The following is a 26,934-nucleotide window of genomic DNA, read 5'->3' on the forward strand; positions in this document are numbered from 1 at the left end:
CAATCATGAGGAAGGTGATCGTTAAAAAAGGAAGTATCCCGGTATTGCTGGGAGCACTGTTCCTGGGAATGCTGACCGCCGGGGAAGCCGCCGCGCAGCAACCGGCGCAGCAGCCTACGACAACCAATCCCGATCCGCTGGTCAACCCCGCCACCGGAAACGTGGTGACGCCGCCGCCTACCGATGCGGATATCCTGTCTTCCGGCATCATGCTGCCGGACTCTGCCAACCCCTTCGGAAGCATCGACACCATCCGTCACTCCCTGGCCAACAACGAGGTAGTGGACCGCAACCTGAATAAAAGCCGTACCCCGCTGGCCTATCAGTATATCCGCGAGGACGACGCCATCTGGGGAAAGACCATCTGGGAAGAGATAGATACCCATGCCAAGATGAACCTGCCCTTCCGCTACAAAGGCAACGAGGAAGGGGGGCCTACCAGCCTGATTGCCGCCCTGCTCGAAGGGATACGCAAGGGGGAGATAAAGGTATACAGCCCTGTGGACGACCGCTTTACCACCGCCATGACGATGGCGGACGTGTCCAATAACCTGCAGGGAAAGCCGGACACCATCGAGGTGGTGGACCCGGTGACCAACCAGCAGACCACCCAGGTGATCCGCAACGATTTCAATGCCGACCTGATAGACCGTTACCGCATCAAGGAAACCTGGGTTTTTGATAAACAAACCTCCATCATGTATGCCCGGATCATCGGCATTGCCCCGGAAAAAGCCGTCATCGATGAAGCCACGGGAGAGGTGCGGGCCTATACCCCCCTGTTCTGGCTCAGCTACCCCGATATACGCGGTGTGCTGGCCCGTTATGATGTCTATAACCCCAAAAACGACATGATGCGGATGAGCTGGGAGGATGTTTTTGAAATGCGGTTTTTCTCCAGCTACGTCATCCGGGAAGAAAATGCCTTCGACCGGTCCATCAAGGACTACGTGATGCCCGGCGATACCAGCATCAAGGCCGGCGTACGCCGCCTGCTGGAAGGGCAACGTATCAAAAACGACATCTTCAACTGGGAGCAGGACGCCTGGTCGTACTAAGCGCTATGCAGCAGCGGATTAACTTTGCGGCATGACTTACCTGTGTCTCGATTTCGGGAACAGCCGGCAGAAGGCCGCATGGTTCAGTAACGGCGTCCTCGAAGGGGAATCCCTCCTGGAGCCCGCTTCCCTGACCGTCCGGGTGAAGGAGCTTGTCGGCCGGCATTCGCCGGATGGCATCATCCTCAGCTCAGTCATTGATCATCCTGAAGAGATCGACACCTTCCTGGCCGCACAGCCGTTTTTTATCCGGCTGGATGCCGATACCCCGCTTCCTTTTCATAATGCTTACGAGACGCCCCGGAGCCTGGGGCCGGACCGGCTGGCGCTTGCCGCCGCCGCACAGCGGTATTATCCCGGGCAGCATAATCTGGTGATCGCCCTGGGCAGCTGTATTACCTTTAATTTCCTAACCGGGGATGGCGTGTTCCTCGGCGGCAGCATAGCCCCGGGCCTGCAGATGCGTTTCCGCGCCATGCACGCCTTTACCGGCCGCCTGCCCCTGCTTGGCCCCGAAGAGGGATATCCGCTTGTCGGCTCCGATACGCGCCAGTCCATGCTGAGCGGCGTGCTCAACGGCATGCGGGCTGAGCTGGATGGTCTGATCGAACAGTACCGCGAAGTATACTCCAACTTTAACGTGCTTTTAACAGGGGGGGATATGGCTTATTTTGCAGGACGCCTGAAAAATAAGATATTTGCAGACTTGACGCTATCGTATAAAGGTTTACATGCAATCTTGGAATTCAATGCGGGCCGTAACGGTTAAGCTGGGCGCGCTCTTTTTACTGCTGCTGACAGAATGGATGCCCGCTGCTGCGCAAAACTCACCCTATTCCCGCTACGGGCTCGGTGACCTGACAGACGGGCGGAACGCCATAAACCAGGCCATGGGCGGTGTTTCGCAGGCTTATGCCGACGGACAGTCGTTGAATTTCAACAACCCGGCTTCTTATGCCAACCTCCAGCTGACCACCCTGGATGTCGGCATGAACGGCAGCTTCAGCACCCTTAGCGATAAAGGGAACAATACCTTTCATTCCGGCTCAGCCAGCCTGTCCTACCTCCAGCTGGGGGTGCCGCTGAAACGCGGCGGGGGCTGGGGGCTCAACTTCGGTCTGGTTCCCGTCAGCAAAATGGATTACAATATTCGGCGGCACGATACCCTTACGGAAATAGGTACCGGCGTGGACAAGCTCTACCAGGGCACCGGCGGCCTGTACCAGGCTTTTATAGGCACCGGCGTACGCATCAAAGGCATACGCCTGGGCATCAACGCGGGTTATCTTTTCGGTTCCCTGGAGCATAGCGAGCAGTTCATCTATCCCAACGATACCCTGCACCTCTACAGCTCTGACATGCGCCAGAACACCAGCTTCGGAAGCTTCTTCTGGAGTGCGGGGGCGCAGGCCCATATCAAGCTGGCCAGCAACCTCCACCTGGAGCTGGGCGCCAGCGGCAGCTCCCGTCAGAACCTGTCGGCAAGGCGCAGCCTGCTGCAGGAGACCTTCTTCTCCAGCGGCGACCCCTCCGACCCCTCTCCCCAGAACCTGGATACGGTAAAGTATGAAGGAGGCGAAAAGGGAAAGATCATCTATCCCCAGCAGCTGCGTTTCGGCATTCTCCTGCACGACAATGAGCACTGGATGCTGGGTGCCGACTATGAAATGGGGCAGTGGGACGACTACCGCTTTTATAAAACCACCGACTCGGTACAGAACAACTGGAAGCTCCGCATCGGAGGACAGTTTATTCCCAATGCCACCGCATCCGGCAAGGGCTACTGGAGCCGGGTGGCCTACCGCGCCGGCATATATACCGGCAGCGACTACCTGCTCACGCCGGGTGGCGACCTGAACGTCTTTGCCTTTACCTTCGGGGCAGGGCTTCCCATACGCAATTTCGTGCCCAACGCGCGCGGCCAGTTTACCACCCTGAACCTGGGCTTTGAAGTCGGTAAACGGGGCGGCGACAGCAATCCCCTGAGCGAGCGTTTCTTTAGGATAAACCTGGGGCTGGACCTCAGCGATATCTGGTTTAATAAAAACAAATTCCGCTAAAACCCCTTTTCCCGACGGATAAAACGGCTCCTGCCGGTTATAATCACGGCCCCGACCCGAACAGGATAATTTATCCCTCGGCTATTACGTCCGAATCCCGGCTTTCAGTACCTTTAACCGGGCATGATAAACATTTATCGTTCAGCAGTAGGTTTATAAACGGATGAAAAAGATACTGTCCTGTCTGGTGCTTTTCTGTATCTGCTGCGGCGGATGTGAGAATGATCTGCAGCAGGTGCAGCAGCTGAATACCCGGGATATCGGCGTGGAGGTGGCCAAGAACATCGAGACCTACTACTACAGCGCCAACGGGCAGATCAAGGCGAAGATGACGGCCCCGCAGCTGCATCGCTATATGAAAAATCCGCCCTATATGGAGATCAATAACGGGTTACGGGTGGATTTTTATAACGACAGCCTGCAGGTGGAAAGCATTCTTACCGCCAAAAAGGGATATTTTAACGAAGGCAATAACGAGATGTGGGTGAAGGACAGCGTGGTGGTGATCAACCGGGAGGGACGCCGTCTCGATTGCCAGGATCTGTACTGGGACGCCAAAAAGCAGCAGTTTTATACCCATAACCCTGCTACCATCACCAGCCCTACAGAAGTTCTCTACGGCCGGAACGGCCTGACCGCCAACCAGGATTTTTCTTCCTATCAGATATTACACACCAGCGGCCTTTTCCAGGATTCCACCATGGCGCCCTGAGCCTTAAAGTCCGGACCTTCCCTTTGCTCGTCACCCTCGCTGTTGATACCCAAGGTGTGCAGCTTCCCGAAGGCGGCCCGCGGCGAAGCCCGTTTCCGGCGAAAGCCGGTCCATGCGGTCTTTATTCAATTTATCCGTCGACCTCTTATCCGTCGACCTCTTCGACGGCGGCCTGACGCGTGCGGCTGTCCTTGCAAGGCCGGATCATCACCTCCTATAACGCAAAAACCCCGCACTGCAGACGCAGGCCGGGTTTTTACGCTTTAACCTATTTTTTAACCTAAAATTACTTATTATGCTGCAACAACCGTGCCAGAAAAGCGGCCGGCTGACGGAATGACGGCCGGTTTGGATCAGGGCTTTTCCGGCCGCAGCTGCGGAAACAGGAGCACATCCTGGATGGAAGGCTGCTCGGTCAGCAGCATGGCCATCCGGTCGATGCCGATGCCGATACCCGAAGTGGGCGGCATCCCGTATTCCAGCGCCCGCAGAAAGTCCTGATCGATATACATGGCCTCGTCGTCGCCCCGCTCCATGAGCCGGGATTGCTCCTCGAAGCGCTCCCGCTGATCCAGCGGGTCGTTGAGCTCGCTGTAGGCATTGGCCAGCTCGCGCCCGTTCACGATCAGCTCGAAGCGCTCCACCAGTCCCTCTTTGTCCCGGTGCTTTTTGGTCAGGGGGCTCATCTCCACCGGGTAGTCGATGATAAAGGTAGGCTGAATATAATGATGTTCGCATTTTTCGCCAAAAAGCTCGTCGATCAGCTTGCCCCGGCCCATGCTGGGCTCTACCGGGATGTTCAGCTCCCGGCAGACTTCCCGGAGGCCTTCCTCGTCCATGCCGCTGATATCCTTGCCGGTATGTTCCTTTATGGCGTCATAGATGGTGATCCGCTTGTAGGGCGCCCTGAAGTTCACTTCGTGCTCTCCGCTCCTGACAAGGGTGGAGCCGTTTACGGCCAGCGCCGCCTTTTCGAAAAGCTGCTCGGTGATCTCCATCATCCAGTGATAGTCCTTGTAAGCCACATAAAATTCAAGGACGGTGAATTCGGGGTTATGCGTACGGTCCATTCCCTCGTTCCGGAAGTTGCGGCTGAACTCATATACCCAGTCGAACCCGCCCACGATGAGCCGCTTCAGGTAGAGCTCATTGGCAATACGCAGGTACAGCGGCATATCCAGCGCGTTGTGGTGGGTGCCGAAGGGGCGGGCGGCGGCCCCGCCGGGAATGCTTTGCAATACGGGAGTATCCACCTCCAGGGCGCCCCGCTCGTTCAGGAAATCCCGGATGGCGTTTTTCAGCCGGGTGATCTTTACAAAAGTCTCCTTTACCTCGGGGTTGATGATGAGGTCGGCATAACGCTGCCGGTAGCGGAATTCGGGGTCGGTAACGGCATCGTACACCTCTCCTTCCTTCTCCTTGACCACCGGAAGCGGGCGCAGGGACTTGGCCAGCAGGGAAAATTCCTTTACATGTACGGAAGTTTCCCCCGTTTTGGTGGTAAATACAAAGCCTTTTACCCCTACGATATCCCCGATGTCCAGCAGCTTTTTCCAGACGGTGTTGTAGGCCGTCTTGTCCTCCCCGGGGCAGATATCGTCGCGGCGGACGTACAGCTGTATGCGGCCCGTGCTGTCCTGCAGCACCGCAAAGCTGGCCTTCCCCATGTCCCGGAAGCTCATCAGGCGTCCGGCCAGGCATACCGTTTCAAACTCCGCGTCGTTGACCCCGTTTTCATAGTGGGCCTTTATATAGGCGGCGGTGGTATTTACCGGGTAGAGCGGGGCGGGGTAAGGATCCATACCCAGCTCCACCAGCTGCTGTAGCTTCTCCCGGCGTATTCTTTCCTGTTCGGATAACTGCTGACTCATATCTGAATGGTTCAATGGCGCACAAAAATAGTAAATACCCGCGAAGCGCGCTCCGCTCTATAGACGACGCCTATACTTTTTATTGACAAATCGAATGAGCACAAAGCCGTTTTTCCACTAAATTTGCAGAGGATAAAAACCAATCGTTTTTGTCATGAAATTCGAGAAAATCAAAAACAAAGGGCAGGCCCGGCTTTTTGAAAGCCGGTATCTGGAAATACTTACCAAAACGCATCCGCTGGTGATATGGGGCATGTATATCCCCATAATCGCCTATATGCTTTACTACAGCGGGGCGCGGCTGGATTTTTCCGTTTCCCGTATCCTGCTGACCTTTTTCGGGGCCATGTTCTTCTGGACCTTTTTTGAATACCTTATGCACCGGTTCGCCTTTCATTTTGTAAGCGAGAATCCCAGGATGCAGCGCATCATCTATGTGATGCACGGCAACCACCATGAATACCCGCGGGACCGGGAGCGGCTTTTTATGCCGCCCGTACCCAGCCTGATCCTGGCCTCGGCGCTGTTTTTCATTTTTTACCTGATCATGCGGGAGAATGCCTTTGCTTTTTTCCCCGGCTTTCTGCTGGGTTATCTGATATATGGCAGCATGCATTATGCCATACACGCCTGGAATCCGCCTTTTAAATGGATGAAGCCGGTATGGCGGAACCACCACCTGCACCATTACAAAAGCGATGAAAAGGGATTCGGCGTAAGCTCTTCCATATGGGATTACGTGTTCGGAACGGGCTTCGATCTCAAGAACGAGAAGGAAGACAAGGAAAAAGTGAAGGCCCTGCAGTTTAAATAGCTTCTTCCGGCATTACGGTATCCGTCCCGGTTACCATTTTTCATCTTCAGGGATCTGCTCCTCCCTGTCCCGGCCGGCTTCCCGTGTTTTTATCTTTTGCCGGATCCTTTCGAGGATCAGCACGGCAATGACCTTTGCCGCCTCTTCCGGCGACCGGTCGCGAAGGGTCTTCCTGAGACGCTGTTCTTCTACGTCGATGCGGTACAGCAGGTTGACGAGTCCCTGAAAATCCCGGTTGATCAGCTGCTGGATATGCTCCTGCAGCAGCATCAGGGCCTGTTCGCCGCTGATGTCATCCGGAACGGGGCGGCCGGTATACTGCTGCAGTTCCCGGCCCAGCGCTGCTTTTTCAGAAAGGTCCATGCCGGAAGCCCGTTAAAGGTGCTTGATATGATAGCTGATATCGCTGACCACCCGTACCGGCACTTCCAGGTCCTTCTTTATTTTCAGCTTCTTGTTGGCTTTGTAGGTATATTTTCCCTCCAGCTCCGTATGTTGGGTGCAGAGGTTGGGCCAGCCGGTTTCCGGTTCTACGGCAAACTGCCCCTGTGTTTCCCCGCCGAGGTCGATAAGCCCGCGGAGCCCCGAGCCCATGTCCACCTCTTCCGACTTGTCGGTGCTGAACTTACCCTTGTTGCTGAGCCGGATCGTATGGGCGTCGCCGTATTCCATTTTCCAGTAGTTGTTGATGCGCCCGTGGTAAAAGCCGTCTGTGTACACTACATCCGACCAGGTATCGCCGCTGCGCACCTGGTGCGAGGGATAATGGGGCAGGATCAGGGTCAGCCGGGCCTTCAGCGGCTCCGCGCCGAAGAGGCTCTGCAGCAGCTGCCGCATGGCATCCTTCTCCTCCGTCTTTTTCAGGCCCAGCGTATTGATGATGCCGTCGAAGGCGGACTCCAGCCCGCTGATGGTTTTGATGATGCCGTAGGGCGACATGGTGAGATTGAAGGGCTTTCCGATGATCGGCCGGAAGGCTTTGTTATAGACATCTTCTTCCCCGCTTTTGGTGTTTACGCTTACCCGCTGGTTGTCGCCCGAGGATACCAGCGTCAGCTGCGTGATCTTTCCTTCGATCGTAGCTGCGGCAGGCGTCAGCGCCGTGACGGTAAACAGGATAACGGCATCCATTTGACGGGTGGTGCGTTTCTGGATACCGTCGAGCGTGAGATAGCTGTCTTCCTGTGAATGTTCCGTCACCTCGAAGCGGTCTCCCTGGGTAAGCTTGTAGCGGAGGTCCTGATAGTCCTGTGCGGCTGCGGCTTGGAAGAAGCCCAATCCCAGCAGAAAAAGACAAAAGATTATTGGTCTGGTCATCAGATAAACTTTTCGATTACACCCAGGCCGAACAGCGCAAAATCATATTTCGCCGGGTCGGCAGGATCAAATTTACGCAATTCATCCGTGAGGGCCAGGGCGGCCTTCCAGTTGGTCTGGCCGGTATGCAGCAGACCCAGCCGTTGCGCGGTACGGGACACATGTATATCGAGGGGGCAGACAAGCTGTGCCGGCCGGATATTTTTCCAGCAGCCGAAGTCCACGCCGCACTTGTCTTTGCGGACCATCCAGCGGAGGAACATGTTCAGGCGCTTACAGGCAGAGTTGCGTGCGGGGGTGGCAATATGTTTACGGGTACGTGCGGGATGTTCCCGGGCGAACATCAGGGTATGAAAGCCGGTGAGCGCTTTTTCGACGGTAGGGTCGGCGGGCTGCAGGTGCCGGCTGAAGGCCGTTTCCAGCGAGGAATGGCTGCGGTACCAGGCGCTGAGGAAGTCGATGAAATAAAGCAGGTCGGTGGCGTTGAAGGTACGGTGCTTGAAGTGCAGAAAGCGCTTCAGGTCTTCCGGCCGGTGGCCGAGCATAAAGTCATGCGGGGCGTCGTCCATCAGGTCCATCAGCTGCAAACAGTTTTTGATGATGGTGCTGCGGTTGCCCCAGGCCAGGATGGCGGCAAAAAAGCCGGATATTTCGCGGTCCTGCAGCCGGGTAAAGCGATGGGGAATGCTCACCGGATCGCCGGGGATAAACAGGGGCTGGTTATACTGGGCTGTCTTCCGGTTGAGGAAGGCGGTCAGGTTTTCTTTTTCCATTTACGTCCGATCGTGTCCAGTGCCTCATAAAATGCGCTGCCGTACTTCCGGATAAGCGCTTCCTTCAGAAATCGGTATACCGGCACCTTCAGGCGTTTTCCGAGCTTGCAGGCCGCCCGGCAGAGCTGCTCCCGCGGTTCGTAGTTGATCGCCTCGTAGCCGTCCTGCCTGCTGATGCGGAAGGGGTAAAGGTGGCAGGACAGGGGCTTTTTAAAATCCGTTTTCCCTTCATTCCATGCTTTTTCGATACCGCATTTTACGATACCGTTTTCAATGATGCCGTATACGCATATCTGGTGACGGATGGTAGGGGTGACGGCCCCGAAGCCCTTTTCATAAACGTGTCTTCCCTGCTTTTCGATTTCGGCGACGCCTTCGGGGGTAAGATAGGGCTTTACCTGTTCGTATATCCGGTCCAGCACGGGCAGCTCATCTTCCGACAGCGGAGCGCCGGCATCCCCGTCTACGCAGCATCCGCCTTTGCAGGCCTCCAGGTCGCATACGAATTGCTCTTCCACCGCTTCATCGCTGATCAGCACCTTATCAATGATAATCATACCCGATTATTTTCCGCTCCGGGACAAAATTAGGAAAGTTTATCGCCATTTCAGCGTCTCGAGCAGATGCCACATGTCTTTCTCCACGAACTTCACCACAGGAGCCAGCGAATCCGCATTGGGTACGGCGTAGAAGTAAAGTGCGCCCCGCAGGTAATGCCGGGTGCTGTCTGTGGCAAAGAACTGCCGCGCCGTAGCGGCATCGCCCTCCACGTTATAAAAGATACCGGATGCGCCGTAGGGGTTCTGGAAGGCTACCGGCGTGATGGCGTCGGCTTTAAGCGTATTCTTATAGGTCATCGTGTACGCGTCGTTCACCAGCTTTTCCAGCGAATGCTGCGGTCCGATGGCTTTATAGCTCAGGTATATTTTGCCGTTCAGGCCTGGAAAGGTAATGTTGATCCAGTAGGGGTTTTCGGGGCGCTGCCCGAAAAAGGCGGTATCTTTTACGATGCGGGCATACGCAGGGTATTCAAATGTATAGGGATAGCCGGCTTCGTCGAAGCTGCGGTAGGCTTTTTCCGGCAGGGCAATGCGGAAGTATCCCCGCGGACGGGGCGCAGACACCGGGCGGCAGGCGCCGAGACCCAGGATAATGATGATGATCAGCGATAAAAGAAATCTGGAGGCTGTCATTCCGGTTGAATGGTCACTTTCACTTTCTGGATACGCATTTTGTTGATCTCGAGGATGGTGAAGTCGAAACGGTCATGGCTGATGACGCTGTTGATCTCGGGAAACTGGCCGGCCAGCTCCAGGATCAGTCCGCCCAGCGAATCGCTTTCGCCTTTTACGGAGGCAAAGGTATTGGCCGGCAGGTTCATGATGCGACATACGTCGTTCAGCATGGTTTTTCCTTCGAAGATATAATTGTTCTCGTCCGTCTTGCTAAAGCTGAATTCGTCTTCGTCAAACTCGTCCCGGATATCGCCGATGATTTCCTCCATGATGTCCTCGAGGGTAACGATGCCGCTGGTGCCGCCGAACTCATCCACCACGATAGCAAGATGGATGCGCAGACGTTGGAATTCTTTCAGCAGGTCTTCTATCAGCTTGTGCTCATGGATAAAATAAGGCTGTCGTACGATGCTGTGCCAGTCGAAGTCCTGCCGGTTTTCCAGATAAGGCAGCAGGTCCTTGGTATGAACCACTCCCGCTATGTTATCGAGATTGCCCTTATAGACGGGCAGCCGGGAATAATGCAGCTCCCCCACCTTGCGGATCACCTCTTCGAGGGGCATGTCGTAGTCGATGCCGGAAACGTCGAGACGGGTACGCATGATCTGCTTTACCGTGATGTTGCCGAACTTGATGATGCCCAGCAGGATATTCTTTTCTTCCTGGGAGGTGGACTCATCCACGGAAAGCTCGATGGCCTGATCCATTTCCTCTTCGCTGACGTTAAAAAAGTGCCGCCGCGACAGCTTTTTTTCAATGGCATCCGAGATGAAGGTAATGAGGTTGCTCAGCGGTTCGAAAAGGCTGTTGAGCCCGCTCACCACGGGAGCGGCGGTGAGGGCCATCCGGATATTGTTCTGCGCGGCATATACCTTGGGAAGCAGCACGCTGAAAAGCAGCAGCACCAGCGTGATCATCACGATCTTCAGAGTGAGCGAAAGCACCAGGTTCTGGTCCAGCCCCACCAGCTGATCCAGCAGGAAATTCAGCATAAAGATGGCGGCGATATTGCTGAAGGTAGTGGTAATGAGCAGCGTGCTCTGGAGCATCTTGGGCTTTTCGAGCAGCGAGGTCACGAGGCGGGCATTATTGTTCTCCCGGGTCTTCAGCATGTTGAGGTCTTTCAGCGTGAGGGAGAAAAAGGCCACCTCGGCGCCGGACAGGAGTGCGGCGAGGATCAGCAGCAGCAAGCTCAGGATGGCAAAAACGGTGACGTTCGGGCCGGCGGTATGGGTTACTTGCAAGGGCAAAGCAGTGGTCAGAAAAATGGCCGAATAGTAATCCAAGTGCGCTTATTTTATTTTAATGATAAAACAGGAACCGGACAAAAGTAAGGGAAAGTAATCCGCGAAAGGTGAATTGCTTTCCCTATGCAAAAATAGCAAACCATCATAATTTGCATGATGGCAGGAAGGGCGCCGTTTGCCGGCGCCGGTATGATCAGAAAGGCAGATCATCTCCGTGTTCTTCCGGCGGAGGCGAGCTGTCTTTATCCGTCTTGTTACCCGGCTCTCCCTCTTCCCCGGGGTGATGTCCGGGCATATCGTAATTTCCCTCACTGCGTTTATCGAGCATCACCAGGTTATCCCCCACGATTTCCGTAGCGTATTTCTTATTGCCCTCCCGGTCTTCCCAGCTGCGTGTCCGCAGCCGCCCGTCGATATACACCAGGCTGCCCTTGTGCAGGTATTTCTGGGCCAGCTCCGCGAGGCCCCGCCACAGTACCACGGTATGCCATTCTGTCTGGGTAAGCAGCTTTCCCGACCGGTCTTTGAATGTTTCGGTGGTGGCGAGTGAAAATTTCGCTACCGCTATATTGCCCTCAAGGAACTGTACATCCGGATCTCTGCCCAGGTTGCCGATCAATGTGACTCTGTTGACACCTCTCATAAACCCTATGTTTGGAAATTAGCTTAGCCGTCCTTGTTTTAACCGTTTCTAAAGATAGGGTTTTTCCCGAGAATCCGGAAACATTCGATCCGAAATCCGGAAGGCCCGGGGCGGTCCCGGACGCTCAGCGGTTGCCGTTCATAAGCCCTTGCAGCACGTCCTGCACATACTGATCCAGCAGCCGGGGGAGGGCATGGCGGTCGAGCTGGTCCAGGCTCACCGGGAAATAATCCGCGCCGGCAGACAGGGGTCTGGGGACGCGCAGGACGAAGAAGCGGGCGAAGATCGTCTGGTGCGTGAGCTGGTGGCGGTACACCTCCGAGCTGTGCTCGCAGGTCCAGCCTCTGTTTTTCAGCAGCCGGGTGAAGCCGGCTTTCTCCCGCAGCGCTTCAATGCCCAGGGTAGCGTCTTCCTCGAGGAGCACGAATTCGTGCAGGTGCTGCCATATATCCCTGGCGCTGCGCTTCCGGATATATATCTGATTGCGGTGGCGGATCACCAGGTAGTGGAAGAACCGGGATTTTATCTGTGTTTTCCTGCTTTTTACGGGAAGCAGGGCTATGCTGTCGTGCTTCAGGGCCCTACAGCGCGGGGCGAGGGGGCATTGCGGGCACTGCGGGCTCCGGGGCGTGCAGACGGTGGCCCCGAAGTCCATGATGGCCTGATTGTAGACGGCCGGATGGCTTTGGTCCAGCAGCTCCCCGGCCAGCTCCCGGAAGAGCAGCTTGCCGTCGGTGCTGTCCATGGGCAGCGCTATCCCGAAAAAGCGGCTGAGCACCCGGTATACGTTGCCGTCCACCACGGCATGGGGAAGATCGTAGGCAAAGGCGGCAATGGCGGCGGCGGTGTATTCCCCCACTCCCTTGAGGCTGCGCAGTCCTGCAAGATCGGCGGGAAAACGGCCTCCGTGCTCCCCGGCCACCTGCCGGGCGGCGGCCAGCATGTTCTTACAGCGGTTGTAGTAGCCCAGCCCCTGCCAGAGGCGGAACACCTGCTCCTCGGGAGCGGTGGCCAGCTGCTCCACGGTGGGATAATGCTGCAGGAAACGTTCGTAATAAGGCAGCCCCTGCGCTACCCGGGTCTGCTGCAGGATGATCTCCGAGAGCCAGATTTTATAGGGATCGCGTTCCCCCTTCCAGGGCATGCTGCGCCGGTTATCCTCGTTCCAGCGGAGCAACTGCCGGGTAAAAAATTTCTTGTCGGTGCCTGGGGCGGTATTCATAACGGTGGCAAGTTACGCCGGGAAAGAAAATATTCCTGCAGCCAATCCACTGGTTGATAATTTTTTATATTATTTTTGAATACTAAAATCATTGTTTCTCATGAGAAAAGCAGATTTAATTACCAACATTGCGGAAAAAACCGGCATACCCAAGGTGGACGTGCTGGTTACGCTGGAAGCCATGTTTAAAGAGGTGAAAGACAGCCTTTCGCAGGGTGAGCATATCTATATACGCGGATTCGGCAGTTTTATCACCAAGAAACGGGCAGCCAAGATCGGCCGTAACATCAAAAAGAATGTGGCCGTTCATATTCCGGAGCATTATATCCCGGCCTTCAAACCCTCGAAGGAATTTGTCGCCGAGGTAAAAAAGCTGAAGAAGCTTCCCGGCTGATTATCCTGCGGGCCTGTGGATTTTCCCGTAACTTTGCTCCCTGAATCAATTTGTTTTTGTAGTGCGAAAATATCAGCTTCTTTTGGTGGGCGCCGCAGTACTGTTGCTGGCGGGGTTGTATGCTTTCGGTCGCCGGGTGCCCGAAGGAAAGGCTGCTGCGCCGGCCGCCGGCCCCATGATGGCCGCGGACAATACGCCCGCTGCCGACTTCCCTACCTTGCTGGCGGCGGCAAAAAAACCGCTTTCCCCCGAAATGCAGCTTAACCTGTCCCGCCTGGAAACCGTGATCCGCGGCGATGTAAAAAACCAGCAGATCAATGCCTACCGGGCGCTGGCGCAGACCTGGGACAGCCTGAACCAGGCGCCCATAGCCGCCCATTATCTCGGAGAAGCGGCGAAGTTGGAAAATTCGGGGAAAAGCCTGACCTTTGCAGCCAATTTATTTTTGACCCATCTTCAGCATACCGAGGACCCGTCCGTCCAGAAATGGGAAGCCGGCGAGGCCGGAACACTGCTGAAGCAGGCCCTGGAGCTGGATCCGTCCAACGACAGCATTAAAACGGCCCTGGGCAAATCCTATATCGCCGGTGGACAGGTGATGCAGGGGGTACAGCAGCTGCTGGCCGTTACCGATAAAGACCCGGATAATCTCGAAGCCAACCTGATACTGGGGAAGCTGGCGATTACCTCGGGGCAGTACGATAAGGCGGTAAAACGCCTCGAAGGCGTGGTGGCCCTTCATCCCGACAATGCCGAGGCCCTGTATTTCCTGGCCGAAGGCTATAAGGGTCAGGGCAATAAGGCGCAGGCCGTGGCCACGTTTGAACGTTGTAAAAAGCTGGTGAACAACCCGGACTTTAGCAAGGAAATTGACGATTATATCAAATCATTTTAATAAAAGCATTCACTGTAATAAAAAACATACCCGACTATGCCATGCGGAAAGAAAAGGAAAAGACATAAAATTGCCACTCATAAACGCAAGAAAAGACTGAGAAAAAACCGTCACAAAAAGAAATAAAATTTATTTCTGTCTCCTGCCTGGTCTTTTGTATGCGTAGGCAGGCAATATACCGGTGATGCTTTTCCCTGACGACATATACCGGAGTTTGTCTGCCTGCTTATTTACCCTGAAGCGAACCCAATATCACCTGTACAAGTTCAACAATGTCGTTTTTACGGCAGGGTAAGGAGGAAATGTGCCGCAGGGCGCATGCTGCTTCCGCTTTTTGTAAGGCTTTATTGGTTAAATGAAAATCGCTTGAACAAGGAATTAATTATCAATGCCCATCATGGAAATGTAGAGCTGGCATTGCTGGAAGATAAGAAGCTGGTGGAGCTGCATCATGAGAGCAGCAACACCCGTTTTGCTGTGGGGGACCTCTATCTGGGGAAGGTTAAGAAACTGATCCCGGGGCTGAACGCCGCTTTTGTAGACGTGGGCTACGAGCGGGATGCCTTTCTGCATTATACCGATCTGAGTCCCTACGCCCGCTCTATCCTTCGCTTTACCCAGCTGGCCATCAACAACAAATCCCCCGAAGGATTCGACTTTTCCCGTTTCCGGAATGAGCCGGAGATCGTAAAGACCGGTAAGATCACCGAAGTGCTGAACGGCCGCCCCAATGTGCTGGTACAGATACTCAAGGAACCTATTTCCACCAAGGGCCCACGCCTGAGCTGCGAAATATCGCTGCCCGGGCGCTTCGTGGTGCTGACGCCCTTTAACGACATCATCGCCGTTTCAAAAAAGATACATTCCTCCGATGAGCGGAAACGTCTTCAGAAGATCGTGGAAGCCATCCGCCCCAAGAATTTCGGCGTGATCGTGCGCACCGCCGCCGAAGGGAAAAACACCGCCGAGCTGCACGACGATCTCCGCACCCTCGTGGAGATGTGGAAGACCATGCAGCGGAACCTGCGGGGCGCCACGCCTCCCCAGAAGATACTGAGTGAGCGGGACCGGACCACCAGCATCCTCCGCGATCTGCTCAATGCCAGCTTTAACCGGATCGTGGTCAACGACAAAAATCTTTACAACGACGCCCGCAGCTATATCCAGAAAATAGCCCCCGACAAGCAGGATATCGTTTCCCATTATACCGGGAGCGCTCCCGTGTTCGACGCTTTTGGCATCACCAAGCAGATCAAGTCGTCCTTCGGAAAAACGGTGAACCTGGACAGCGGCGTTTACCTGATCATCGAACCCACGGAAGCCCTGCATGTCATCGACGTCAACAGCGGCTATAAGAGCGCCAGCAGCAACCAGGAGCAGAATGCCGTGGGCGCCAACCTGGAGGCGGCGGCGGAAATAGCCCGGCAGCTGCGGCTGCGCGATCTCGGCGGTATCATTATCATCGACTTCATCGACATGAAGCAGGCCGAGCACAAACGCGCCGTATACGAAGCGATGCAGCGGTATATGGCCAATGACCGCGCGCGCCATACCATCCTTCCCATTTCCAAGTTCGGCGTCATGCAGATCACCCGGCAGCGGGTGCGCCCCGAAGTGAACATCTCCACTTCCGAACAATGCCCGACCTGCCGGGGTACCGGAAAGATCGGCTCCTCCGTGCTGCTGACCGATGAGATCGAAAAAAACCTCCAGTACCTGCTCAAGAACCGGCACAGCGGTCTTACGTTGCAGGTAAACCCCATCCTGTATGCTTTTCTGAAAAAAGGAGTGTACAACCAGCAATGGAAATGGTATTTCCGCTACCGGCAGTGGATCAATATCCGGCCCGACCCCTCCTGCCAGCTGGTGGAATACCGCTTCCTGGATAAAAACGGGGAAGAGATCAAGCTGGCCGGAGCCTGAGAACCGATACGGAACATGCCGGCCGCGGTCAGGAGGGCCGTGCGGCGATGACCGATATCTCTACCCCTACTCCCTTGGGAAGCGCGGCCACCTGTACGGTTTCGCGGGCGGGGAACTCGCCGTCGAAATATTGCCCGTACACCTCGTTGACCGTCGCGAAATGATTCAGGTCGGTGACAAAGATGGTGCTTTTTACCACGTTCCTGAAGCCCAGACCGGCTGCGTCGAGCACGGCCTTCAGGTTACGCATCACCTGATGCGTTTCCGCGTCGATGCCGCCGGAAACACAGGCATTGGTGGCGGGGTCTACGGGGATCTGACCGGAAACAAACAGGAGATTGCCTGCCTGTACGGCCTGGTTGTAAGGGCCTATCGGCGCAGGAGCATGCTCCGTATTGATAAACTGTTTTTCCATAACTTGCAAAACATTGAGCCGGCAAAATAACTAAATCCCGGAGATATATGATCTGCAGGGTGGACCGGATGTTTAATAAAAGAATATCGTGGCCGTTATTTTATGTATAGATACCAGCGGAGCGCAGGCTTCCGTGTGCCTTGCCCGGGACGGCGCCGTAACCGCATCCGTGTCGGGGGATTCCCGGAAGGACCACGCCGCCGCCACCGTGCCGTTTATCCGGCAGCTGCTGGAGGATAGCGGGCTTGGCCCGGAGCAGCTTAGCGCAGTAGCCGTCAGCGCCGGTCCCGGCTCCTATACCGGGTTGCGTGTGGGGGTGGCCACGGCAAAAGGACTTTGCTATACCTGGGGTATACCCCTGATCCCCATCAATACGCTGAAGATGATGGCGCAGGGTGTGAGGCCGCCGGAGCCGGAAGGGCTCCTTTGCCCGATGATCGATGCCCGGCGGCAGGAGGTATATACCGCCCTTTACGACAGCGACCTGCAGGAAGTGCTTCCACCCGAGGCCCTGGTGCTGGATAAAACCGCTTTTGCCGGGGAGCTGTCCACCCGGCAGATTTATTTTTTTGGCTCCGGCGCCGCAAAATGGCAGGCCATCTCCTCTTCACCCCGGGCTTGCTTCCTCCCCTATACACCCGACGCCGGACATCTCGCTCCCCTCGCAGAGATCGCTTTTCACGAAGGGCAGTCCGCCGATCCGGCTTACTTTGAGCCTTTTTACCTGAAACCTTTTTATACCCCGGTATAATTTATTTTTTACATTACTTGATATTATATATTTTTGTAACGCAAATCTTAGGTTGTTAACCCCACACCGATAGCTTGGATATGACCGGTAATTCACGGGAATTACTTTTTTATAATTTAAACTTTTGAAACGATGGAAAAAACTTTGGTGCCGACCTCTTCCAATGCACTGGTTATTAACCGTGGGAACGGAGAAAAAGACCTGATCAGACTGGATTATGTTGCCGTGCGAAAAGCGGCGATGGTGTTAAGGGCCATCAACCACAAATTACGCCAGCAGATCATCAAGCTGCTGGAAGATCATAAAAAGATGACGGTAACGGAGATTTATGTAAAGCTGCGCCTTGAGCAGTCGGTTGCCTCCCAGCACCTGGCCATTCTCCGCCGGGCGGGTATCGTGATTACGGAGCGGGACGGTAAATTTATTTTCTATTCCATCAATGCCCAGCGTGTGGCCGAGGTAGCGCATTTTGTCGAGGAGCTGGTGGGATAACCTTTTTTTCACAACACCCAGCGCAGGCATCCATACCGTATGGATGCCTGTTTGTTTTCCGGCCGGCCGCCAGGGGTAAATCCCCTATCTTTGTTGCGGTCAATTATCATGAACTGAACGGTTATGCAGATCAGGCAATTATATACGAACTGTCTTTCCGAGGCCGCTTATTTTATCGCCTCCGACGGCGTGGCTGCTGTGATAGACCCGCTGCGCGATACGGACACCTACCGGCAGCTGGCGGAGGAGGAGCAGGCGGAGATCCGGTATATCTTTGAAACGCATTTTCACGCCGACTTCGTCTCCGGTCATCTCGACCTGGCCGAGGCCACCGGCGCCGCTATCGTCTATGGTCCGGGTACGGAAACCAGCTTTCCTGTTCACGTCGCGCGTGACGGGGAAACATTTTCCATCGGCCGGCTGACGCTGGAGGTGATCCATACCCCCGGACATACCCCGGAAAGCACCTGTTACCTGCTCAGGGATGAGTCCGGAAAACCGTACTGCGTCTTTACGGGCGATACGCTTTTTGTAGGCGGCGTCGGCCGACCCGACCTCTTTGGCGGGGAGCGCGACGAGGAGGTTATGGCGGGCGATCTCTATGCCTCGGTCGGCAGGCTGAAACAGCTCCCCGATGAGGTGATCGTATACCCTGCCCACGGCCCCGGCTCTGCTTGCGGTAAAAACCTGGGACCGGAAACGCAGAGTACGATAGGAGAACAAAAGCAGAGCAACTATGCCATGCTGGCCCCCGATAAAGCCGATTTTATCCGGCAGGTTACCGAAGGGATGAGCACTCCTCCGCCCTATTTCCCCGTCAATGCGCGTATTAACCGTGAGGGCTATACGGCGCTGGCGCAGGTCCTGGAGAAAAGTCTGAAGGCCCTTCCGGTGAAAGCGTTCAAAGCGCAGATGGAGGAAGGGGCGCTGGTGCTGGATACCCGTTCCCCCGAAGCTTTCGCGGACGGGTTTGTACCCGGTGCGCTGAACATCGGCCTCGACGGCCGTTTTGCGGAATGGGCCGGCAGCCTTATACCCTTTGACAGGGCGGTGCTGCTGGTCACCGATCCGGGGCGGGAAGAAGAAACGGTGGTGCGCATGGCCCGGGTGGGATACGATAACGTAGCCGGCTATCTTCAGGGCGGCATGGACGCCTGGCGGAAAGCCGGTGAAAAAGCCGATCTGGTGATCAGCGTGGATCCTGACGAGCTGGCGATGGATCTGCCCTATGATCCGCATATCCGGGTGCTGGACGTGCGGAAGCCCGCCGAGTTCGAAGGAGGACATGTAAAAGGCGCCGTCAACCTTCCGCTGGAAACCCTGGCCGATGCCGGCGCCCTGGCCGATATCGAAGAAAGGCAAAACCTGTATCTCCATTGTCAGAGCGGATACCGCAGCATGATCGCCTGTTCCCTGCTGAAGCGGGAAGGCTTTCATAACCTGCGCAATGTGACCGGCGGCTTCCGGGCGCTGGAGAAGACAAAAGGGATCGAAGTGATACCCCCTAACCCCTAAAGGGGGAAATAGAGGAGAAAGGTTAAAGGTTAAGGGCGAAAGGCATTTTGGTTTAACGTCTAAAGTCCAAATTCTAACGTTCCATACCAGGCAGATTAACTTTAGACGTTAAACTTTAGACCTTAGACTATCGAACCCGAAACCGGAAACCCGAAACTTCAAACTGGAAATCAGAAACCTCAAACCGGAAACATGCCTCCCAAACCGCCCTCCCGCTGCAGCTGGCCTGCCGACGATCCCCTGATGATCCGTTACCATGACGAGGAGTGGGGCACGCCGCTCCACGACGATCGCCGCCTGTTTGAATTCCTGGTGCTGGATGCTTTCCAGGCCGGGCTCAGCTGGAAAACCATTCTTTACAAACGGGAAAACTTCCGCAAGGCCTTTGATAATTTTGATCCGCGCAGGATTGCGAAATACGATGAGAAAAAGATAGCCTCGCTTCTTGAGGATGCCGGTATCATCCGCAACCGCCTGAAGGTGCTGGCCACCATACAGAATGCCCGCAGCTTTTTGGCCCTGCAAAAGGAATTCGGCAGTTTTGATGCTTACATCTGGCAGTTTACAAAAGGAAAGACGATCAATCGCCGCAGGAAGGAAGGGGAAGGCGCTCCCGCCCGTACCGCGGAGTCGGATGCCATGAGCAAGGACCTGCAGCAGCGCGGCTTCAAGTTTGTCGGCTCCACCATCTGTTACGCTTTTATGCAGGCGGCCGGCATGGTCAACGACCATGCCCGCAATTGCTTCCGGCACAAAGAAGTAGCTGCCGTCAGGGTTTAGCCGTCGCTGTATTTCCCGGCCATTCGCGCTTCCAGCGGCGATGGCTCCATACCCAGTTTTCCGGCTGATCCCGGATGTTTTTCTCCAGGTATTCCACAAAGGCGGCCGTGATATCACCTTCCCCGGTCTGCTGCGCATGTTCTTCCGCCAGGTCGGTAAAGGCCTGGTAATATCCTCTTTTTACCTTGCGGATATGGCCGAAGATCACGGTATTGTCGTTGCGCCGGGCGCTCAGCTCGGGACCTTTGTAAAAGGCCGTCATCTTGTGCATAAACGGGAACCAGTAGGCGCGGCGGACCTTTCCCGGGTTCTGGTCGGCAACCAGCACGCTGGCATAGGGCTTTCCCTGCCAGGGCTGCATGGCCCGCAGCACATCGTCCGCCGGGACCATGGTGCTGCCGAAACGGGAACGGATATAGCTGAAAAGACGGTCTGACGCTTTGCTGTGCAGCGGCATGTAAGTAACCAGGAAGGGCTGCTGCGGATCGGTCCCTATCCTCAGGTACAGGTTGGCCCATTCCCAGTTGAAATGATGACCGAGGTGGATCTGGCAGGCGCGGCCCTCGCGGTACAGCCGGTGCAGCAGGCTCAGGTCGCAGCGGAAACGGCTTTCCAGCGCTTTTTTCCGGATGCTCATCAGCTTGACGGTTTCCACCGCGGCATCGGTAAGGTTACGGTAGTATTTTTCGGCAATCCGCTTTCTTTCCGCGGCGGTCTTTTCCGGGAAAGCCTGGGCCAGGTTAGCCATAACCACTTTTTTCCGGTAGCCGGCCACGTGATATACCAGCAGGTACAGCAGGTCGGAAATAAGGTACAGTACCCGGAACGGCAGCAATGAAAAAGCATAACAGCACAGAAACAACAGGTAGTACATAACCGGAAAGGCGGGTCTGTTTACAAAATGATATTCTGGACCAGCTTGCTTTTGTAGGGGTAGTCCGTGTTATAATGCAGCCCCCGGCTTTCGTGCCGGAAAGCGGCGCCTTTTACGATCAGGTACCCTACGGTGATGAGGTTGCGGAGCTCGCAAAGCTGGGGGGACACGATCGTTCTGGCGTACAGCGCCTCGGTTTCCTCATGCAGCATATCCAGCCGGCGCATGGCCCTGCTCAGCCTTTCATTGCTCCGGACAATGCCCACATAGTCGCTCATTACCTGCTGCAGCTCTTTCAGGCTCTGGGTGATCAGGATCATTTCCCGGGGCGCCGAGGTGCCTTCCGCATTCCATTCGGGAATATCTTCGCGGAAAGCGGTGTTATCGATCTGGTCTACAGTGTGTATATAGCAGCGGTGGGCAAACACCATGGCTTCCAGCAGGGAATTGGAAGCCAGGCGGTTGGCGCCGTGCAGTCCTGTAGAGGCGCATTCGCCGCAGGCATATAGATTGTGGATGGAGGTGCGGCCCCACTCATCCGTTTTGATACCGCCGCAGCTGTAATGGGCGGCGGGAGCCACCGGTATCATATCCTGTCCGGCCTCGATGCCGATGCTTTTGCACTTTTCGTAGATATTGGGGAAGTGCTGCCGGAACTTTTCCATATCCATATGCCGGCAATCCAGAAAAACATGCTCTGTACCGGTCCGTTTCATTTCGCTGTCGATGGCGCGGGCCGCAATGTCGCGGGGCGCCAGGTCTTTGCGCGTATCGTACCGTTCCATAAAGGCCTCTCCGTCTTTGTTGCGGAGAATGGCCCCGTCGCCGCGCACCGCTTCGGAGATGAGGAAAGGGGAGGGCGAGCCCGGCTCGTACAGGGCTGTGGGATGAAACTGGATGAATTCCATATTCTCGATCCGGCCTTTCGCGCGGTATACCATGGCCACGCCGTCGCCGGTAGCGATGGAGGGGTTGGTGGTAGAGCGGTAAACGCGGCCGCAGCCCCCGGTGGCCAGCAGGGTGATGCGGGCGCGGATCTGCTCGATGCGGTTGGTCTGCAGATTCATCACATAGATGCCGTAGCATTCGATATCGAGGGTGGATTTGGTGACCAGATAACCCAGGTGATGCTGAGTGATCAGGTCGACTACAAAACAGTGGGTGACCAGCTCTATATTGGGCTGCCGGTAAACGGCTTCCAGCAGCGTTCTTTCGATTTCGCTGCCGGTGATGTCCTTGTGATGCAGCACCCGGAACTCCGAATGGCCTCCCTCCCGGCCCCGGGAAAAGTCGCCGTCCGGCTGGCGGTCAAACCGGGCGCCCCAGTCTATGATCTCCCGGATACGCTGGGGCCCTTCCCTGACCACGATCTCGACAACCGCCTCATTACAGAGACCGTCCCCGGCCACGAGGGTATCCTCGATATGTTTTTCAAAACTGTCGTGCTCCAGGTCGTTCACTACGGCAACGCCCCCCTGCGCATATTTGGTATTGGTTTCGTCTTCCCGGGTCTTGGTCAGCACCATCACCTTTTTTTCGGGATATTTCCGCGCCATGTTCAACGCATAGGTAAGGCCTGCCACGCCGGAGCCGATCACTAAAAAGTCTGTTTGCATGTATTGCCGTTTGATAGCGCCCCAAAGTTAATCGATCTGCCCATAACAGGGATAAGGGCCGGACCTTTCCGGGGCGAACCGCCGGCAGGAGCCGGATTTTGCCGGACCGCTCCCCGAAAAAAGCCGGAGCGGAATAAAATTACTATGGTTGGCATATTCATATTCATTATTTTTGGCAAATTATGAGGATTATGCGTATACCCTTACTCCTATTCGCTGCGGTGCTTTTTTCGGTTCCTGGCCGGGCCCAGGAGACCTGGAGCCTTACGCGCTGCATCCAGTACGCCCGTGAGCATAATATCCAGATCAAGCAGCAGGTGCTGCAGAAGCGCCTGGCCGATCTGACGCTCAAGCAAAGCCGGCTTTCCCAGATCCCGAGCCTGAACGGCAACGTCAACTACGGTTTTAACTTCGGCCGCTCTGTCAACCCCACCACCTACGAGTTCGACAATACGCAGTTTAACAGCGGAAACATAGGAGTGAACAGCAGTGTGACGCTTTTTAATTTTTTTCAGAAACGCAATACCATTGCTGCCGATAAATATGCCGCGCAGGCTGCGGATGCCACGGTGCAGAAGCTGTTCAACGACGTTTCGCTGAACATCGCCACGGCTTACCTGCAGATGCTGCAGGCCCGCGAGCAGGTAAAGGTAAGCGAGGAGCAGGTGAGTCTGACCCAGCACCAGCTGGAGAATACCACCAAGCAGGTTGAAGCGGGCTCCCTTCCGGAAAGCAACCGCGCCGATCTGATTGCCCAGCTGGCGCGGGACAGCTCCGACCTGATCACCAACCAGAACAGCGCCACCATGGCGGTGCTGCAGATGAAAGCGCTGCTGAACCTTGATTTTGAAACGGAGTTTGAGCCGGAAATACCGGAAAATATCGATGATATTCCCCTGCTAAACCTGCTGGCCACCGGTCCGCGGCAGATTTATGAAGGCGCCCTGGCGGTACAGCCCCAGCTGAAGGCCGACTCCTTCCAGATATTGTCTTCCGAAAAAAGGGTAGACGCCGCCAAAAGCGCGCTGTATCCCTCGATCGCCCTTTCGGGCGGCATCGGCTCCAACTATGCCAGCGCCACACGGACCATTACCGGTGAGAAGGTGCCTTTCGGCAAGCAGCTGGATAACAACTTCAATGAAAATATCGGCATCGGGCTGAACATTCCCATCTTTAACGGATGGCAGGCCCGGGCGGGTGTGCGGCAGGCGCAGATCGACCTGGAAAACCAGCGGCTGACCAAAGAGCAGGACCAGCTGCAGCTGAAGCAGGACATTTACCAGGCTTATGCCGATGCAGGCGCGGCCCTGGAAAAATATCATGCGGCCCAGAAAAGCCTGGAAGCTTCGCGTACCGCCTTCTTCTATGCCAGCAAACGGTATGAGCTGGGGGTCGTCAACTCCATCGACTACCTGACCTCGCAGAACAACCTGTATAAGGCGCAAACCGACATGCTGACCTCACATTATGAATATGTGTTCAAGATGAAGGTGCTGGAGTTTTACCGGGACCTGAACATTCACTTTTAGTTGTAACGACGGATTATGAAAAAAAAGACGCTATACTATCTCATTGCAGGCGTGGTACTGCTGATTATAGTGTTGCTGCTGTTGAAAAGCAAAGGCGTTATCGGCGGTAACAACGGCACAAAGGTGGCGGTGGAAAGGACGGCCTACCGGGACGTGGTGCAGACGGTCTCCGCCAGCGGGAAGATTTATCCCGAGGTGGAGGTGAAGGTGAGCTCCGATGTGTCCGGGGAAATTGTTGAGCTGCCGGTCCAGGAGGGCGACTCGGTGACGAAAGGGCAGGTGGTGGCCCGCATATACGGGGATATCTACAATTCCCAGCGGGAGCGCTCCCAGGCCACTGTGAGCCAGTCGCAGGCGCAGCTGGCCAACTCCCAGGCCGCGCTGGGCGCTACGAAGGCTACGCTCGAAGAGCAGCAGGCCGCTTTTGAACGCAACAAGCAGCTGTTTGACCAGAAGGTCATCTCCCGGCAGGAGTTTGAGCAGTCGCAGAGCGCATACCAGCAGGCCCTGTCCAACTACAAGGCGGCGGAAGCCCAGATCAACAGCATGAAATATGCCCTGGCCGCGTCCAGGGCCGATCTTTCCCAGGCCGCCGAAAACCTCCGGCGCACCACCATCGCCGCCCCGATGAGCGGTTATGTATCGCTGCTTTCGGTGGAAAAAGGAGAACGTGTGGTGGGGACGGCCCAGATGACCGGTACGGAAATGATGCGTGTCGCCAATATGGATGCCATGGAGGTGCGGGTGGATGTCGGTGAAAACGATATTCCCAAGGTGTATCTCGGCGACACGGCCCTGATCGACGTGGATGCCTATAACGGCCGCCGCTTTAAGGGGATAGTCACCCAGCTGGCCAGCTCCAGCGGGGATGCTGCGGCTCAGCAGCTTACCGGCAGCAGTTCCAGCAGCAGCACGGGGTCGGCCACGCAGGTGGCCAATTATACGGTCCGTATCCGTATCCTGAAAAGCTCTTACGAGGATCTGCTGGATCCCCGGCACCGGAATCACTTTCCCTTCCGGCCGGGTATGAGCGCCAATGTGGATATCCAGACCAGGCGCCGCAGCCATGTGCTGACCGTGCCGATCACGGCCGTGGCTACACGCGACGATACCTCGTCCAAGGCCGCTCCGAAGAGCGGGGTTACGGCTTCGGGGGCGGATGCTGCGGTAGGCGTATTTACCCTGCAGCGGGACGGTACGGTGAAGTATGTCCATATCAAAACCGGTATCCAGAACGATACTTATATAGAAGTCACCAGCGGTCTCGGCGACAGCGTACAGGTGGTAACCGCGCCTTACAGCGCCATCTCACGCACCCTCACCAATGGGGCGAAGGTTAAGGTGACCCCACGCTCCCAGCTGTTCGAAGCCCAATAACTGGCCCCCGTAAATGATGATATATGGGCCGGGAAACACCCTATAAGATCGGGCTGCTCGGCAGCGGCAGCTGGGCCACGGCGCTTGCGAAGCTGCTGACCGGCAAAGGCTATACGATCCACTGGTGGATACGGCAGCCGGAGCATATCCGGTATTTGAAGCAGCACCGGCATCATCCGCGTTACCTGAGCGCCGTTCATTTCGACCTGCGAAAGCTCATTTTTTACGAAAGCGCAGCGGAGCTGGTCGCCCGAACCGACCTTATCCTGGTCTGTCTGCCTTCCGCTTTTCTGAAAGCCGTACTGGATACCCTGCCGCCTTCCGCTTTCCGGGACCGGTATGTGGTGTCTGCAGTGAAGGGGATGGTGGGGGAGACGCACCAGCTGCTGAATGACTTCCTGGAAGATCGTTTCGGCCTTCCGCAGGAGCAGTATTTTAACATTACCGGTCCCTGTCATGCGGAAGAGGTGGCGGCCGAAAAACTCTCTTATCTCACGGTTTGCGGTAAAGACAGGGCGGTGTTGGAACGCATTGCCCCGCATTTTTCCACCCCTTACCTGCAGACCGTTCTTTCCACGGATGTCCGGGGCACACAATATGCCGCCGTGCTGAAAAACATCTATGCCCTGGGTGCGGGGATGGCGCACGGGCTGGGCTACGGTGATAATTTCCTGGCCGTTTATATCGCCAACTGTGCCCTGGAGATGAGCCGCTTTAATACGGCCGTCTGCGGGACGCAGGAAGAAGAGGCCGCACCGCAATTGCTGTCGAGCGCTTACCTGGGAGATCTGCTGGTAACCTGCTATTCTTCCTATAGCCGTAACCGTAGGTTCGGCAACATGATCGGGAAAGGCTACAGCGTGCGTGCGGCACAGATAGAAATGGATATGGTGGCCGAAGGCTATGAAGCCGCCCGTTCCGTATACCTGCTGAACCGGGAAATAGCCGCCCCGATGCCGGTGGCCACTGCCCTGTACCAAGTGTTATGGGAACACGGTCATCCCCTGGAATGCTTTACCAGCCTGGAAAAAAAATTCTTCTGAAAATATTTCCCCTTTTTTGTTTGCAGTTTCAGAAAAAGTAGTACCTTTGCGCCCGATTTCAAGATACAACAACACTTAGTAATCGTGTCAAAGGAGTAATTCTGCGCAGTATCCACACCCTTACTACCTGTCTCGTGGAGATTGGATTTTTTAATGATCAAAAAATCAGCATTATGAACTCTGAACTGTTGGGTGCATCCAAAAGCATCCGGGTAGAAGGTATCCGTGTCAACGATCTGTTTGTTCCGGAAACCTTAGCCCAAAACGTGACCCTGCCGGGCCATTCTGCCATCAAAAGCCGCCGTTTCAGCCATGTAGACCTCTGGAACATCCAGCGGAGACTGAAAACTGCAAGGCGTACCCTTTCCCTGTAACAAA

28 protein-coding genes are annotated in these 26,934 nt (G+C 55.6%); 16 read left to right on the plus strand and 12 right to left on the minus strand.

Annotation, left to right across the window (positions count from 1 at the left end; translation table 11 throughout):
• Window positions 1-5 precede the first annotated feature (5 nt).
• The 4 genes from porN (at window position 6) to lptC (ending at window position 3,830) form a co-directional block, all read left to right on the plus strand.
• Window positions 6-1,058, plus strand: a complete 1,053-nt coding sequence (gene porN / locus ABD851_RS01340) for a type IX secretion system ring subunit PorN/GldN (protein ID WP_344974099.1) — start codon at window positions 6-8, stop codon at window positions 1,056-1,058.
• A 31-nt stretch (window positions 1,059-1,089) separates the two neighbouring features.
• Window positions 1,090-1,827 carry a type III pantothenate kinase gene (locus ABD851_RS01345; protein WP_344974102.1) on the plus strand — a complete coding sequence of 246 codons (738 nt, stop codon included), beginning with the start codon at window positions 1,090-1,092 and terminating at the stop codon, window positions 1,825-1,827.
• Window positions 1,790-3,118 carry a BamG family beta-barrel-assembly machinery protein gene (gene bamG / locus ABD851_RS01350; protein ID WP_344974105.1) on the plus strand — a complete coding sequence of 443 codons (1,329 nt, stop codon included), beginning with the start codon at window positions 1,790-1,792 and terminating at the stop codon, window positions 3,116-3,118. The genes ABD851_RS01345 and bamG overlap by 38 nt, the downstream gene beginning before the upstream one ends.
• Before the next feature lie 163 nt (window positions 3,119-3,281).
• Window positions 3,282-3,830 carry an LPS export ABC transporter periplasmic protein LptC gene (gene lptC / locus ABD851_RS01355; RefSeq protein WP_344974108.1) on the plus strand — a complete coding sequence of 183 codons (549 nt, stop codon included), beginning with the start codon at window positions 3,282-3,284 and terminating at the stop codon, window positions 3,828-3,830.
• A gap of 353 nt (window positions 3,831-4,183) precedes the next feature.
• On the opposite strand, the gene lysS is transcribed toward lptC, so the two are convergent.
• Window positions 4,184-5,701 (minus strand): lysine--tRNA ligase, encoded by a 1,518-nt coding sequence (gene lysS, locus ABD851_RS01360; protein WP_344974110.1) that lies wholly within the window; start codon window positions 5,699-5,701, stop codon window positions 4,184-4,186.
• 154 nt (window positions 5,702-5,855) lie between these two features.
• Between lysS and ABD851_RS01365 the strand changes: the two genes are divergently transcribed.
• On the plus strand, window positions 5,856-6,515 hold the full coding sequence (locus ABD851_RS01365; protein ID WP_344974113.1) for a sterol desaturase family protein: 660 nt from the start codon (window positions 5,856-5,858) through the stop codon (window positions 6,513-6,515).
• A 30-nt stretch (window positions 6,516-6,545) separates the two neighbouring features.
• Here the strand turns inward: ABD851_RS01365 and ABD851_RS01370 are convergent, their stop codons facing one another.
• From ABD851_RS01370 to mutY, 8 genes are all read right to left on the minus strand, one after another.
• A complete protein-coding gene (locus ABD851_RS01370; protein WP_344974116.1) occupies window positions 6,546-6,878 on the minus strand; it encodes a hypothetical protein in 333 nt (110 codons plus the stop codon).
• Window positions 6,879-6,890: 12 nt separating this feature from the next.
• On the minus strand, window positions 6,891-7,832 hold the full coding sequence (locus tag ABD851_RS01375) for a DUF6263 family protein (protein WP_344974119.1): 942 nt from the start codon (window positions 7,830-7,832) through the stop codon (window positions 6,891-6,893).
• Complete coding sequence (locus ABD851_RS01380) at window positions 7,832-8,605, minus strand: TIGR02757 family protein (RefSeq protein ID WP_344974122.1); 774 nt, start codon at window positions 8,603-8,605, stop codon at window positions 7,832-7,834. Before ABD851_RS01380 ends, ABD851_RS01375 begins: the two co-directional genes overlap by 1 nt.
• Entirely contained in the window at window positions 8,587-9,162 is a 576-nt protein-coding gene (locus ABD851_RS01385) for a DUF3109 family protein (RefSeq protein ID WP_344974125.1), read from the minus strand. The genes ABD851_RS01380 and ABD851_RS01385 overlap by 19 nt, the downstream gene beginning before the upstream one ends.
• A 39-nt stretch (window positions 9,163-9,201) precedes the next feature.
• Window positions 9,202-9,798, minus strand: a complete 597-nt coding sequence (gene gldD / locus ABD851_RS01390) for a gliding motility lipoprotein GldD (protein WP_344974128.1) — start codon at window positions 9,796-9,798, stop codon at window positions 9,202-9,204.
• Window positions 9,795-11,126 (minus strand): gliding motility-associated protein GldE, encoded by a 1,332-nt coding sequence (gene gldE, locus ABD851_RS01395; protein ID WP_344974130.1) that lies wholly within the window; start codon window positions 11,124-11,126, stop codon window positions 9,795-9,797. The genes gldD and gldE overlap by 4 nt, the downstream gene beginning before the upstream one ends.
• Window positions 11,127-11,280: 154 nt before the next feature.
• Entirely contained in the window at window positions 11,281-11,730 is a 450-nt protein-coding gene (locus tag ABD851_RS01400; RefSeq protein WP_344974133.1) for a single-stranded DNA-binding protein, read from the minus strand.
• Between the two features lie 124 nt (window positions 11,731-11,854).
• Complete coding sequence (gene mutY, locus ABD851_RS01405) at window positions 11,855-12,952, minus strand: A/G-specific adenine glycosylase (protein ID WP_344974136.1); 1,098 nt, start codon at window positions 12,950-12,952, stop codon at window positions 11,855-11,857.
• Between the two features lie 100 nt (window positions 12,953-13,052).
• Between mutY and ABD851_RS01410 the strand changes: the two genes are divergently transcribed.
• From ABD851_RS01410 to ABD851_RS01425, 3 genes are all read left to right on the plus strand, one after another.
• Window positions 13,053-13,346, plus strand: coding sequence for an HU family DNA-binding protein (locus ABD851_RS01410; protein WP_344974139.1), 294 nt, complete (start codon window positions 13,053-13,055; stop codon window positions 13,344-13,346).
• Window positions 13,347-13,407: 61 nt separating this feature from the next.
• Window positions 13,408-14,241 carry a tetratricopeptide repeat protein gene (locus ABD851_RS01415; RefSeq protein ID WP_344974142.1) on the plus strand — a complete coding sequence of 278 codons (834 nt, stop codon included), beginning with the start codon at window positions 13,408-13,410 and terminating at the stop codon, window positions 14,239-14,241.
• 366 nt (window positions 14,242-14,607) lie between these two features.
• Entirely contained in the window at window positions 14,608-16,164 is a 1,557-nt protein-coding gene (locus ABD851_RS01425) for an Rne/Rng family ribonuclease (protein ID WP_344974164.1), read from the plus strand.
• Between the two features lie 28 nt (window positions 16,165-16,192).
• Here ABD851_RS01425 and ABD851_RS01430 read toward each other — a convergent pair whose 3' ends face one another.
• The gene (locus ABD851_RS01430; protein ID WP_344974167.1) at window positions 16,193-16,579 is read right to left on the minus strand and encodes a RidA family protein; all 387 of its coding nucleotides are present in this window, start codon (window positions 16,577-16,579) and stop codon (window positions 16,193-16,195) included.
• Window positions 16,580-16,667: 88 nt separating this feature from the next.
• Between ABD851_RS01430 and tsaB the strand changes: the two genes are divergently transcribed.
• The 4 genes from tsaB (at window position 16,668) to ABD851_RS01450 (ending at window position 20,117) form a co-directional block, all read left to right on the plus strand.
• Window positions 16,668-17,330, plus strand: coding sequence for a tRNA (adenosine(37)-N6)-threonylcarbamoyltransferase complex dimerization subunit type 1 TsaB (gene tsaB / locus ABD851_RS01435; RefSeq protein WP_344974170.1), 663 nt, complete (start codon window positions 16,668-16,670; stop codon window positions 17,328-17,330).
• Between the two features lie 132 nt (window positions 17,331-17,462).
• Window positions 17,463-17,822 (plus strand): ArsR/SmtB family transcription factor, encoded by a 360-nt coding sequence (locus tag ABD851_RS01440; RefSeq protein ID WP_344974173.1) that lies wholly within the window; start codon window positions 17,463-17,465, stop codon window positions 17,820-17,822.
• 123 nt (window positions 17,823-17,945) lie between these two features.
• On the plus strand, window positions 17,946-19,337 hold the full coding sequence (locus ABD851_RS01445) for an MBL fold metallo-hydrolase (RefSeq protein WP_344974176.1): 1,392 nt from the start codon (window positions 17,946-17,948) through the stop codon (window positions 19,335-19,337).
• A gap of 192 nt (window positions 19,338-19,529) precedes the next feature.
• Window positions 19,530-20,117: a DNA-3-methyladenine glycosylase I gene (locus tag ABD851_RS01450; protein WP_344974179.1), complete on the plus strand. Its 588-nt coding sequence runs from the start codon at window positions 19,530-19,532 to the stop codon at window positions 20,115-20,117.
• Here the strand turns inward: ABD851_RS01450 and ABD851_RS01455 are convergent.
• Together ABD851_RS01455 and nadB are read right to left on the minus strand one after the other, a co-directional pair.
• Window positions 20,107-20,991 (minus strand): lysophospholipid acyltransferase family protein, encoded by an 885-nt coding sequence (locus ABD851_RS01455; protein ID WP_344974182.1) that lies wholly within the window; start codon window positions 20,989-20,991, stop codon window positions 20,107-20,109. The genes ABD851_RS01450 and ABD851_RS01455 overlap by 11 nt on opposite strands.
• A 20-nt stretch (window positions 20,992-21,011) precedes the next feature.
• Complete coding sequence (nadB, locus tag ABD851_RS01460) at window positions 21,012-22,607, minus strand: L-aspartate oxidase (RefSeq protein ID WP_344974185.1); 1,596 nt, start codon at window positions 22,605-22,607, stop codon at window positions 21,012-21,014.
• Between the two features lie 191 nt (window positions 22,608-22,798).
• Between nadB and ABD851_RS01465 the strand changes: the two genes are divergently transcribed.
• From ABD851_RS01465 to ABD851_RS01480, 4 genes are all read left to right on the plus strand, one after another.
• Window positions 22,799-24,136 (plus strand): TolC family protein, encoded by a 1,338-nt coding sequence (locus tag ABD851_RS01465; protein ID WP_344974188.1) that lies wholly within the window; start codon window positions 22,799-22,801, stop codon window positions 24,134-24,136.
• 15 nt (window positions 24,137-24,151) lie between these two features.
• Complete coding sequence (locus tag ABD851_RS01470; protein WP_344974191.1) at window positions 24,152-25,513, plus strand: efflux RND transporter periplasmic adaptor subunit; 1,362 nt, start codon at window positions 24,152-24,154, stop codon at window positions 25,511-25,513.
• Window positions 25,514-25,536: 23 nt separating this feature from the next.
• Entirely contained in the window at window positions 25,537-26,556 is a 1,020-nt protein-coding gene (locus tag ABD851_RS01475) for an NAD(P)H-dependent glycerol-3-phosphate dehydrogenase (protein WP_344974194.1), read from the plus strand.
• 173 nt (window positions 26,557-26,729) lie between these two features.
• Window positions 26,730-26,930 carry a hypothetical protein gene (locus ABD851_RS01480; RefSeq protein ID WP_344974198.1) on the plus strand — a complete coding sequence of 67 codons (201 nt, stop codon included), beginning with the start codon at window positions 26,730-26,732 and terminating at the stop codon, window positions 26,928-26,930.
• Window positions 26,931-26,934: the final 4 nt, after the last annotated feature.

Origin of the sequence: Compostibacter hankyongensis (assembly GCF_039541075.1) — a bacterium.
Lineage (GTDB): Bacteria > Bacteroidota > Bacteroidia > Chitinophagales > Chitinophagaceae > Compostibacter > Compostibacter hankyongensis.